At 65.5% G+C, this 13,953-nt stretch carries 1 protein-coding gene; it reads right to left on the bottom strand.

Going from position 1 to position 13,953, the window contains the following annotated elements:
• Nucleotides 1–21: 21 nt before the first annotated feature.
• Complete coding sequence (locus CH293_RS01750) at nucleotides 22–13,887, bottom strand: non-ribosomal peptide synthetase (RefSeq protein ID WP_094719164.1); 13,866 nt, start codon at nucleotides 13,885–13,887, stop codon at nucleotides 22–24.
• Between the last annotated feature and the right edge of the window lie 66 nt (nucleotides 13,888–13,953).

The raw sequence follows: 13,953 nt of genomic DNA on the forward strand, positions 1-13,953 counted from the left end.
CCTCCGCAGTCCTGACCTCCGCTACTGCGACCACGGGTCGTCGATGACCACGTCGACGACATCCGTCCCGCTGAGGTCCACGCCGGCCCCACTGCCATGAACGACGTGGGTTGCCCAAGTGTCGTCGATGAGGTCGCGCACCTGGGCAGTCCCGTCGTCCACGACGATCGCAGCCCCGGTCGCGGCTGCGACGGCCACCGTCAGGACGTCGCGGTCCCCGAGAACGTGTCGTCGATCGACAGCAGCCGTCAGGCTCTCCCCCGGATCGACAGTCCACAGGCGTGCCTCGTGGTCGACAGTCAGTACCCGTGCCTCGTGATCGACGCCGAAGGTATGCCCTGACGACGATGCCGACTGCGCCAGCCGACCGTGCGTGACCACTTCCCCGGCGGAGACGACGGCCGTGTCGTCGGACTCGATGCCGAAGCCTCGTACGCCCCGGTCGATCGGCCGCGTCGATCGGCCGGACAGATTCGAGTCGTCGATGGAGATCCAGGTGAGCGCCGAGCCGGACGGATCCGAGGAACCTACACCGACCGCGATTTCACCAGCGTCGAGGGACACAGCACCTCCGGCGGCCCAGACAGCGAGTACGGCGCAGATGCCCTGCTCGGTGAACGGCAGCTGGATCGTCACCGGTGTCCCCCGGCCGACGCCCTCGGACATCAGCAAGCGGGCCAGCTGCGCGACGTAGTTCGAAGTCTTGACGTAGGACTGCTCGACGTCTCTGTCGACGATCATCGGCGCACCCGGTTCCGCTTCGACCGACGCGTCGAATATCGCCACCATCGTGCGCTGGGCGGCCGGGGCCGAGTAGGCATCACGGGGCTCGGGTGACGGTGGCACGGGCCGGGTGATCTCGATGTCGCCGACGACGGCATCGTCGTCGAGCGCAAACGAATGCAGGACCGACAGCAACACCTCGGCGACGTGGACCACCGTGGCCTCGTCGTACAGGTCGGTCGCGTAGATCAACGAGCATGTGGATTCGACTCGCCCATCGGACGCAACAGCATCCGAGAACACGAACTGAAGGTCGTATTTCGCGACGTGTTCTTTTGCCTCGAGTGCGGACACGGCCAGATCCGGAAGTTCGAGAACAGTGGTGGCGTGATTCTGTAGCGCGAGCAGCACCTGGAAGAACGGCGATCGAGACCTCGATCGCGGGGGGTCGAGGATGTCGACGATGCGATCGAACGGTACGTCGGCATGCGAGAACGCATCCAGGTCGGTCTCGCGGACCAGGGCAAGCATTTCACCGATGGTCTCGGATCCGTCGACCGGTGTTCGCAGCACCACGGTGTTGACGAACATTCCCACCATGTCGTCGAGGGCAGAGTCACCGCGTCCGGCAACTGGCGTTCCCACGGCGATGTCGGCATCACCGGACAGTCTGGCCAATGCAACGGCGAGGGCAGCGTGCAGCGTCATGAACAGCGTGACGCCATGCCGGCGAGCCAGCGTGTCGAGGGCCGACCGCAAGTCCGCGTCGACGACGAAGTCGTACCCAGCACCGATTCGACCGGCGTCCACGCCCCGTGCTCGGTCGACGGGCACACCCCGCTGCTCGGCAAGTCCGTCCAGTGTGGCTCGCCAGTACGACTCCTGCCGTGACACCGGCGAGTCCGGGTCGTCGGTCGAGCCCAGCGTTTCGAGCTGCCACAGCGCGTAGTCCGCGTACTGGACGTCGAGCGGTGTCCACGACGGCTCCATGCCGTGGGTGCGCGCGTTGTACGCGATCAGCAGGTCACGTGTCAGCGGTGCCATCGAGAAACCGTCCGCCGCGACGTGGTGGGTGACGAACACCATGACGTGCTCGGTGGGCGTCACCTCGAGAACACGCAGGAGCACCGGGACCGACACGGTGACGTCGAACGGGGTCGCGAGAATCTCGCCGACACGATCGACGACGTCGTCACCGGAGGCCTGTTCGACCACGAAGTCGATTGCTGCGTCCGCACGCGAAAGAACGACCTGGGTGCCGACGCCGTCGATGTCGGGATAATACGTTCGCAGGGTCTCGTGGCGACCGACGACGTCGTGTGCGGCCTGATGCAGCACGTCGACGTCGAAGGTGCCGGTCGCTCGCAGCGCGAACGCGATGTTGTAGTCCGTGGACGTCGGGTCGAGTCGAGCGAGCAGCCACATGCGTTGCTGCGCTGGGGAGAGCGGGAGCGTGTCTGGTCGGCCGAGTGAGACCAGTGTTCGACGCCTGCCCGTTCCGACGTGGGACGCGATCCTCGCCGCGAGAGCCGACACCGTGGGTGCTTCGAACAGTGCCCGTAGGTCCACCTCGGTGTCGAGAGCCGCGCCCAGTCGGGCGGTGACCTGGGTCGCGACCAACGAGTTCCCGCCCAGCGCGAAGAAGTCGTCGTCCGCGCCGACCCGGTCGTGCCCGAGAACGGCCGAGAACGCCTCCGCCACTGCTTCTTCGACAGCAGTGGACGGGGCGCGGAACGACGTTTCGACGACGGTCGGTGCAGGCAGCGCGCGCCGGTCGAGCTTGCCGTTGACGGTGAGGGGCAGGTCGTCGAGTTCGACGAACCCGGACGGAATCATGTAGTCGGGCAATCGTTCTGCTACGGTTCGGCGGATCAGGTCGAGGTCGAGAGCCACACCGTTCGCCGGTACGAGGTACGCGACGACCCGAGGTCCGAGCGGTGGATCGTCCCGCACGACTGCAACCGCTGCGGCTACCGACGGGTGGGCCGCAGTCGCTGCTTCCACCTCACCGAGTTCGATGCGGAAACCACGAATCTTGACCTGTTGATCGGCTCGACCCGAGAATTCGAGCTCGCCGGCATTCCCGGAGGTCACCCACCGGACACGGTCACCGGTGCGATAGAGAGGTTCGCCGTTGCCTCCGAAGGGGTTTGCGACGAAGCGCGTGGCCGTCAAGCCCGGTCGATCCAGGTAACCGCGGGTCACCTGAGCGCCACCCACGTAGAGTTCGCCTTCGACGCCTACCGGCACGGGATGCAGGCGCCGATCGAGCACGTGCACGGACAGGCCCGTGATCGGCCGCCCGATGATCGACCCGGACTCGACGTCGGACGCAGCGATTCGCCGTACGGTGACGTGCACCGTCGTCTCCGTGATTCCGTACAGGTTGAACAGTGAAGGACCGCGCGTTTCGCCATCACCGTGGCTGTCGAACCAGGTGCGCAGACGGCTCGGCTCGAGCGCTTCTCCCCCGAACAACACGTGCCGAAGAACGAGTGTCGACGACGACCGAGTGTCCACGTCGATCAGCCGTTGAAACGCCGACGGCGTCTGATTGAGAACCGTGACGCGCTCGGAAGCGAGCAGTTCCCGAAACACCTCGGGCGAACGCGCGGTGTAGTGGTCGACCACGACGAGCGTGCCGCCGTGAAGGAGGGCCCCCCACATCTCCCACACGGAGAAATCGAATGCGAACGAGTGGAACATCGTCCATACGTCGGTCGCTCCGAACTCGAAGACGTCGCTCGTCCTCTCGAAGAGGGTCAGCACGTTGTCATGGGTGACTCCCACGCCTTTCGGCCGCCCCGTCGATCCCGACGTGTAGATGACGTATGCGAGCGAACCGCGATGCAGCGACGAATGTCGATCTCCGTCGGTCACGGTCGCCTCGGAGTACCGATCCACCTCGGGCGAGCTGGAAGCGAAATCGGCCATGTCGACGGCAGGCAGTTCAGCGAAGCGTGAATCGACGCCCTGGTACACGACTGCGACCGGGGCGCAATCGTCGAGGACGAAACGAACCCGCTCGTCCGGGTGATCCGGATCGATGGGGAGGTAGGCGGCGCCCGAGGTGACCACGGCGAGCAGCGCGACCACGAGATCCGCGGATCGGGGCAGCGACACAGCGACCGTGGATTCCGGGCGCGCACCCAGCGCGATCAGTTCGCGAGCGATCACGTTCACTTTCGATGCGACATCTCGGTAAGTCCAGGATCGACCGCCGTCACGCAGCGCGACCTGATCGGGTGCTGCCTCGGCCACGGCGTGAAATCGGTCGACCAACGTGGAGAAAGTGGACGGAACAAGGTCGTCTGTCGACTCGTGGGCGAGTGCGAGCTCGAGCTCCGCCGCCGGAAGCAGCGTCACGTCACCCAACGGCGCACGTGCATGTGCGACGAGCGCAGCCGCAGCACGCCCGTAGGCGTCGGCGATGCGCTGCACCGTCGCTCGATCCAGTACCTCTGCGGCGTACACGAATTCGACGTCCCAACCGGATACGTCACCGGCGTCGTAGGCGTCGGCCACCGTCACCTGCAGATCGAATTTCGCTTCGACGGAATCGAATTCCACCCCGCTGATGGTCAGGTCGGGCAGCTCCAGTTCGATCCGAGCGAGGTTCTGGAACACGAACATCACCTGGAAGAGCGGGTGTCTGCCGCGGGCCCGGTGCGGATCCGTCACATCCACGATCCGTTCGAACGGCACGTCGGCGTTGGCGAATGCGGACAGATCGGTTTCGCGTACGTCGGCCACGAACTGCTCGAAGTTCGTGGCCGGATCGACCTTGGTGCGCAGAACGAGAGTGTTGACGAACATCCCGATCATCTCGTCGAGCCGGCTGTCTCCCCGACCCGCGACAACGGTTCCGACGGTGATGTCCTCGTTCGCGGACATTCGCGACAACACCACGGCGAGGGCGGCGTGCATGACCATGAACGGAGTTGCCCCGACGCCTCTGGCGAACGTTGCCACCGCATCTCGCGTCGGCCGATCGATGGACACGACGACGGCACCGGCCCGTACTTCGGCTGCGTTCCGAGACACCGCGAGAGAACTGCTGCGCGGCAACTCGATCTCGACCGGTACCTCGGACAACTGCTTGACCCAGTAGTCGATCTGACGCGACGCGGGCGATTCGGGATCGTCTTCGGAGCCGACGAAATCGCGCTGCCACACAGCGAAGTCCGCGTACTGCAGCGGCTGAGAATCCCACGCAGGTTCGTTGCCGGTCGCCCGGGCTGCGTACGCGCGCGCCAGGTCACGGGTGAGCGGGCCTATCGAGAACCCGTCCACGGAGATGTGGTGGGCGACGACGACGAGGACGTGCTCGTCTGCGGACTCCCGAAGCAGGACCGCACGTACGGGCACCGTCTCGGTCACGTCGAATCCACGGGACACCATCTCGAGGACCGTCGCGGCAGTCGACGCCGAGTCACTGTCCTCCACGCGTAGGGCAACCGAACGGTGGGGTTCGACGAACTGGAAGCCCATCCCGTCGACGTCGGGGTAGCGCGTCCGGAGGATCTCGTGTCGAGTCGTGACGTCGTGGAAGGCCTCGACCAAAGCCGCGACGTCGAGGTTCCCTGTTATGCGGATCAGCGCAGGCACGTTGTTGGCTGCCGAACGAGGATCGAGTCGGTTGAGGAACCACATGCGCTGCTGCGGTAGGGACAGCGGGGCCGGGGTGCCGTCGTTCGGTCGCTGCGCCAGAACGCCTCGGATCGACCGCGTGGTCTCCCGCTCGATTCGTCCCGCGAGGACCTCGACTCCCGGAGCGTCGAACAACATCCGCAGGGGAACATCGGTGGACAGCTCCGCACCCAACCGCGCCACCACCTGGGTTGCGATCAGCGAGTTCCCGCCCAGGGCGAAGAAATCGTCGTCCAGACCCACTCGGGGTGCGCCGAGCATGTCCGAGTAGGTCGAGGCGACGATCTCCTCGACGGGAGTCGACGGCGCCCTGTGCGTCCGCACCTGGACCGCAGGCGCGGGCAGCGCCCGACGGTCGAGCTTGCCGTTCGGACCGACCGGCAGCCGGTCGACGACGACGATCGACGTCGGAACCATGTAGTCGGGGACGAAGCGCGCAGTAGCCGCACGGATGTCCGCTGCGTCGATGCTCGCCCCGTCCTCGGGTACGACGTACGCCACCAAGGAGTCACCGACGATTGCGTCGGTGTGCAGTACCACGACGGCCTGGCGAGCGTTGGGATGAGTGAGCACTGCAGCCTCGACCTCACCGCATTCGATGCGCTGGCCTCGAAGTTTCACCTGGAAATCGCTGCGGCCCACGTAGTCGAGTTCACCGACGGGGTTCCACCGCACCAGATCTCCAGTCCGATAGAGTCGCCCGCCCGTCGAATCGAACGGGTCGGCGACGAACCTCTCGGAAGTCAGTGTCGGTCTCGTCGCATAGCCTCTGGCGAGTTGTACCCCTGCCAGATACAGCTCCCCTACGACACCGGGCCATACCGGGTTCAAGCGCGAATCGAGCACGTACACACGGGTGTTCGGGACCGGCCGGCCGATGGGTACGGTCGGCGCAGCGGAGTCGACGATGTCGTACCGGGTGACATCGACGGCGGCCTCGGTGGGTCCGTACAGGTTGACGAGGTCGGTTCCGGAGAGAATCTCCGACGTCGCACGCACTGTGGCAGCGGGGAGCGCTTCTCCGGATGCGAAGATCCGCCGCAGCCTTCGCGCCGACCGCGCGTCCGGATGAGCGGTGAACACCGCGAGCATCGACGGTACGAAGTGCGCGACGGTAACGGAGTGCGTCTCGATCAGCCGTGCAAGATAGGTGGGGTCGCGGTGACCGTCCGCATCCGCGATCACCAGCGTCGCCCCGATCCCGAGCGGCCAGAACAGCTCCCACACCGACACGTCGAACGTCAGCGGAGTCTTGTGGACCACGACATCGTCGGTGCCCAGTGGATAGCACTGCTGCATCCAGTCCAGCCGATTGACGACGGCGCGGTGGCTGACCACCACACCCTTCGGCCTGCCGGTCGACCCGGACGTGAAGATCACGTACGCCGCGATGTCCGGACGGTGTCGATGGACCGACGCCATCGTGGTCGGTTCGCCCTGGACGATGTCGTGCACGTCGACGGTGACGACCCCGGTTGTCGCCTTCGACAACTCCACGCTCGACGCAGCACCGTCGACGAGAACGACCGCGGCTTCGGACGCCTCCAGAACGTAGTGCAGGCGCTCGATCGGTTGCTGCGGATCGATAGGTACGTAGGCACCGCCGGCGTCGAGCACGGCGTACACCGCGAGGACCGACTCGAAAGACCGTGACACTGCCACACCGACGGTGGTCTCCGGTCCGACACCTGCGTGTTGCAGCGTCCGAGACAGCGCCTTCACCTGATCGGAGAACTGTGCGTAGGAGATCTCGTGGTTTCCGTGGCGAATCGCGATCGAATCGGGAGTCGTCTCCGCCACCCGGTGGAATCGATCGAGGAGCATGTCCTCGCGAGCCTCCACCGAGGTTCGGTTCCATTCGGTGAGAACCGACGTCGCCTCGTGGTCGTCGAGAAGGTCGATGTCACCGACGACCGCGAACCGATCGGTGACCATGGCCTCGAGTATTCGGACGAATCGCCGTCCGGCTGCGGCGATGGTGTCGTCGTCGAACAGCTCCGTCAGGTAGAGGAACTGAGCCGACATTCCTGCGGGTTCGCCGGAACGGTCGAAATCCTCCGACATGGTCAGGTACAGATCGAACTTCGACAGCCCGGTTTCCAGTTCGACGCCCGCGGCGCGGATCTCCGGGAGCTCGACGCTCGTGCGTTCGAGATTCTGGAACGCGAGCATCACCTGAAACAGAGGTTGTCTCGCCGTCGACCTCGTCGGATCGAGTATCTCCACCAGCCGCTCGAACGGAAGGTCCGAGTTCGCGAACGCGTCGAGGTCGGATTCGCGCGTCGACGCGAGCACGTCCCTCACGGTGTCCGAGGGACGGATCTCGGATCTGAGCACGAGCGTGTTGACGAACATGCCGATCACATCGTCCAGCGCACGCTCACCCCGGCCTGCGATCGGCGTTCCGATCGTGACGTCCTCCGTTGCCGCGGTACGTGCCAACAGAATCGCGAACGCGGCGTGCACGACCATGAACGGCGTGCATCCCACGTCGAGACCGAGTCCGACGACGGCGCGATGCAATGCACCACCGATCGCGAAGCCGTGCACGGCGCCGCGCTCGGACTGCGCCACCGGGCGAGGACGGTCGGTCGGAAGGTCCAATTGCTCGGGGCTACCTGCGAGACGCCGCTTCCAGTAGTCGATCTGCGTACAGACCAGAGATTCCGGGTCGTTCTCCTCACCGAGGACCTCACGTTGCCACACCGAGAAGTCGGCGTACTGGACCTTCAGCGGCTCCCACATCGGTGTCCGCCCACCGACTCGTGCCGCGTAGGCGTACACGATGTCCCGCATGAGGGGACCGATGGAGAAGCCGTCGGCGGCGATGTGGTGGACGACGACCGCGAGAATTCCTTCGGTATCGCCGACTCGGAACAGATGGGCACGGAACGGCGGTTCCTCGGACAGCGCGAAACTCGAGTTCACCAGCACGCGAATGCGTCCGAGCGCGTCGTTCTCGGTGCACGTGTCCACACCGAGCTCGAACGGGCTCTCGTCGATACCCAGAACGCGTTGGTGGCCGATGCCGTCCACGTCGGGGTACACGGTGCGTAGCGTTTCGTGGCGTTCACGGATATCGTCGATGGCTGTTCGGAGGGCGGTTTCGTTCAGCTCACCGGTGAGACGGACGACGATCGGAATGTTGTAGGCGGCGGAGTCCGGTTCGAACTGGTCGAGGAACCACATTCGTTGCTGCGCAAGGGAGAGCGGGATCCGTTCCGGACGTGTCCGCGCAGTCAGGGGTGCGCGTCGCTTCTTCCCGACGCTGCGATCGATCACTGCTGCCAGGGCAGCCACCGAGGGTGCGTCGAACACGGCACGGACATCGAGGTCGACGTCGAGTTCGGCACCGACTCGGGCGGTCACCTGAGTGGCGAGAAGGGAGTTGCCGCCGAGAGAGAAGAAGTCGTCGTCACGTCCGACTCGATCGACACGAAGTAGGTTGCCGTAGACCTCGGCGACAACATGCTCGGCGCGAGTACGCGGCTCGAAGAACTCTTTTCGTTCGAACATCGGCTCCGGCAGCGCTCGCCTGTTCAGTTTGCCCGACGGCCCGAGCGGGAGCTCACCGATCACGAGGAACGCCGATGGAACCATGTACTCGGGCAGTGCCCGTCCGGCCACATCCCGCAGCCGTTCGGTGTCCACGGTCGACCCGTGCGAGGGAACGACGTAGGCAACGAGCCTGTCACCTCGCACATCCACCACAGCGTGGTGAACCGAACCGTCACGGAGGAGAACGTTCTCGATCTCTCCGAGTTCGATGCGCAACCCTCGCAGCTTGACCTGGAAGTCCGAGCGTCCGAGGTATTCCAGTTCACCGTCGGAGCGCATACGCACGACGTCACCCGTGCGATAGAGCCTCGCTCCGTCGATCGAGAACGGGTCGGCGACGAACCGGTCGGCCGTCAGGTCCGGCCGGTTCGAGTATCCGCGCGCGAGTTGCACACCGCCGAGGTACAACTCCCCTCGCCCACCCACGGGGACCGGGTGCAACCTCGAATCGAGCACGTGCACACGAGTGTTGAACACGGGACGTCCGATCGGTACGCCGCCGGTGTCGGTGTCGGAGAACTCGTGATGGGTCACGTCGACGGCAGCCTCCGTAGGGCCGTACAGGTTGACCACACGTGCACCCGGCAGTGCCGTCCGCAGCGACGACGCCGTTGCGGACGGGAGCGCTTCTCCCGAACAGAACACCCATCGCGGCGCGAGGTCCACCGGTGCCCGATCGGAGGCGAAGACGGCGGCCATCGACGGTACGAAGTGCAAGACCGTTATCCGCTCCGACGACAGAAGCGAGGCCAGGTAATTCGGATCACGGTGGCCGTGCGGACGCGCGATCACCGTTCGAGCACCGATGTGCAACGGCCAGAACAACTCCCACACCGAGACGTCGAACGTCACCGGGGTCTTGTGGAGGACGACGTCCTCTCGGGTCAACCCGTATTGTTCCTGCATCCAGACGAGCCGATTCACGATGGCGCCGTGGTCGACCGACACCCCCTTGGGGACACCCGTCGATCCCGACGTGAAGAGAACGTAGGCAGTGTTCGCAGCGGTGAGCGTACCGAGACGATCGGCGTCGGTCAGCGGTCCGGGCGAGAAGTCGCGCAGGTCGATCTCGTCCACGGACACCACCGGGACACTCGATGCTTCGGGCGCCTGGTTCGAGATCGGCGCGCCGACACGGTCCTCGTTCCTCGACAACACCAGCACGGCGTTCGACGCCGTGACGATGTGCCGCTGCCGCTCTCCAGGCTGGTCCGGATCCATCGGGACGTAGGCAGCACCGGCCGCCTGCACCGCGTAGATGGCCACGAACAGCTCGAACGAGCGATGCATCGAGACCGCGACTCGCGTTTCCGGACCGACGCCTCGCGAGATCAGGTAGCGCGCAAGCGTGTTCACACGTGCGTCGAACTCCCAGTAGGTCAGGGTGACATCGTCGAACGTGAGAGCGTCGGCGTCGGGCGACGCTGCCGCGCGCGCAGCGTACATCGACACCAACGTCGACGTCTCGTCGTACTCGTGATGGGTCGAATTGATCTCGTCGATCGACCAGCGACGCTCGGCGGCATCGATCAGAGCGATGTCGCCGACGACCACCGTCGAATCCTCGGACACCACGTCGAGGAGAAGACGAACGCGCGCGGCCAGCGCGTCGACGGTCGACGTATCGAAGATGTCGTGCGCGTACGTGATGGAGAATTCGATGCCGTTCGGGTCACCGGAGCTGGAGTAGCTCTCGGAGAAGACCAGTTCGAGGTCGAATCTGGCGGCATGGACGGCGACCTCGACGGGCGACAGCGCAAGTCCGGACGCCTGTACGGTCGCGCGGCCTGCGTCCTGGAAGGTCAACAAGACCTGGAACAACGGGTGACGTCCAGAGACACGAGGTGGGTCCAGTATCTCCACCACACGGTCGAACGGAAGGTCCGCGTGAGCGAACGCGGACAGGTCCACCTCGCGTACTCGGGCCAACACGTCGTCGAAGGTCGCCGACGAGTCCACCGGCGTCCGCAGCACCAGCGTGTTGACGAACATGCCGACGACTGCGTCGAGATCGGTCTCACCGCGGCCGGCAACCGGTGTACCCACGACGACATCCGGTTGACCGGACATCCGCGCCAACAACACTGCGAGGCAGGCGTGCACCACCATGAACGGAGTGACGCCCCGGCGTCCGGCGAGTTCGACGATTCGCTGATGGACGGCTGCATCGAGACGTCCTGATCTACGTCCACCCGATCCCGACCGAACGGGCCCTCGCGTCCTGTCCGTCGGGACGATCGTCTCCTCCGGCGCACCGGCGAGTGTCGTCGACCAGAATCTCTCCTGAGCCGCCGCCAGTGACGTCGGATCGTCGGATGCCCCGAGCATCGCTCGCTGCCACACCGTGTAGTCCGTGTACTGCACCGGTAGCGGTACCCACTCGGGCGCGTGCCCACCGAGGCGCGAGACATACGCTTCCGTGACATCCGACACGAGAGGGCGCATGGAAAAGCCGTCGGCCGCGATGTGGTGGACCACGAAGATCAAGACGTGATGCTCGGATGCCGTGCGCAGTAACCTGACTCGGAACGGCGGCGCGGCAGTGACGTCGAACGGCGTCGTGGCGGCGCGCTCCAGGTGACGCATCACCGACGACGGATCCGCGTCGACGACGCTCAGATCGATCGGGGCATGCCCTGGATCGGCTACCGATTGGGTGCCTGTTCCGTCGACCTCCGGGTAGGTGGTCCGCAGTACCGCCTGGCGAGCGACCACGTCACCGACAGCTGCCGTCAGAGCAGTCGGATCCAGCGGCCCGCGCAGTTCGAGCGCCAGCACGATGTTCTCGGCGGCGGACTCGCTGTCGAGCCTGGCCGAGAACCACATTCGTTGTTGGGCAGCCGAGAGCGGGACGGGGTAGGTCACCGGCAGACGCCCGAGCACGGCGGTGCCGTCGGGCCCGGAACCGGCGGCGGACTCGACGACCGTCGCCCACTGTTCCACGGTCGCGTTGTCGAAGAAGTCACGCACTGCGGTGCGCACCCCGAATCGAGAATTCATACGGGACACCGCACGCGTCGCAGCCAACGAGTTCCCGCCGAGGGCGAAGAAGTCGTCGTCCAGCCCGACGCCGGATACACCGAGAAGCACCTCGAACTCCTCTGCGACACCGATTTCCGTGTCGGATTCCGGTGCGCGGAAGGCAGTGCGTTCGTCCGGGGGGTCGGGAAGCCCGCGTCGATCGAGTTTGCCGGATGGGCCGAGTGGCATAGCGGGAAGTTCCACCAACGCACTCGGCACCATGTACCCCGGAAGCGCCGCCTTCAGCCTGGACGTCGCCGCCTCCCCATCGAATTCGGACGATCTGGTCGGCACCACGTATCCGACCAGTCGTTCGCCGCGCACGATCACCGCGCATTGAAGCACGGACGGATCCTGCTGCAGAACGGTTTCCACTTCGCCGAGCTCGATCCGGAGTCCATGAAGTTTGACCTGTGAGTCACTGCGGCCGAGGTAGACCAGAACCCCGCCGTCGGTCCACTTGACCAGGTCCCCGGTGCGGTACATGCGCCGACCCGATTCGAATGGGTTGGCCACGAACCGATCCGCGGTGAGCGGCGGTTTTCCGACGTATCCGCGTGCCAGTTGAATGCCCGCGAGGTACAACTCACCGACGGTTCCGGCAGGCACGGGGCCGAGTGCCCCGTCGAGTACATACAGTTCGGTGTCGTCGGCGGCAACGCCGATGGGTACAGGTCCGTCTCCTGCCACCGTCACGTGGTGCGCGGTCACGTCGACGGCGGCCTCGGTCGGTCCGTACAGATTGTGCAGCTCGGCGGACGACAGCGATACGAACCGTGCTGCGGTGGCGGCACCGAGCTCTTCGCCCGACGCGAAGACGTATCTGAGACTCGAAATATCCTCTGCGTCGGCGACATCGACGAACACCGCCAGCATCGACGGGACGAAATGCGCGACGGTCACGTCGGTGGACCGGACGGTCTGCGCAAGGTATTCGGGGTCGGTGTGCCCACCCGGCTCCGCGACGACGAGCGTCGCACCGACTCGCAGCGGCCAGAAGAACTCCCAGACCGACACGTCGAAGGTGAACGGTGTCTTCTGCAGGACCACGTCCCGCGTGTTCAGCGGGTACAGGCGCTGTCGCCAATGCAGGTTCGCGGCGATTGCCCGGTGCGAGACCCCGACGCCCTTGGGCCGACCGGTCGATCCGGACGTGAAGATCACATACGCCAGGTCGTCCGGCGCCGGGCCCGGTAGGACCCCGTCGCGGACGTCGGAGCCGTGGGACAGGAGGGTTCGAACATCGACGACGGGCACGGCGGACGGAAGTCCGTGGGCGATGGTGTCCTCGGTGACGATCAGTACCGGCTCGGCGACGTCGACGATGTAGTCGAGCCGCTCGCGAGGATGATCGGGGTCCAACGGTAGATAGGCGGCGCCGGACTTGACGATTCCGTACATTGCCACGATCAACTCGAGCGACCGATGCATGGCCACGCCGACGGTTCGGTCGGGCCCGGCACCCAGCGACATGAGGTGACGCGCCACCTGCTCGGCCCTTCGATCCAGCTCTCCGTAGCTCAACACCTGGTCTCGAAACCGCACCGCAGGGCTGTCCGGTGTGCTCTCCACGACAGCGTCGAATTCGTCGAGCAACGTGCCGGAATGCCGGACGACCTCGGTTTCGGGGGCGGCGACGAGTGGGGACAGTGACTCGGCGAGCTCGGTGAGAACGCGATCGAGCGCACCTTCGTCGGACTGGAAAGTCGCAGGAAGCAGATCTCCCAGGACCAGCGCGAACAGTGCGTCCGGTCCCAGGACACCACCCATGCTGGAGTCCAGTCGGTCCAGTGCGTCGGCCAGCTGCCCGAATCGGACGGTCACGCCGTCGAAAACGAAGGCGTGTCGATCGGCATCCGAGTGCGCGACGGACGCGACGAGCCTGCGAACGTCCGTGATCGAGAGGGGCCGGCCGCGGTCGGGATCGACAACCATGTGGCGCAATCCTCCCCACCCTCGATCGAATGTTCGGTACCGCGGTGTTCGCGTGCCGAACAATCA

It is taken from the genome of Rhodococcus sp. 14-2470-1b (assembly GCF_002259415.1).
Lineage (GTDB): Bacteria > Actinomycetota > Actinomycetes > Mycobacteriales > Mycobacteriaceae > Rhodococcoides.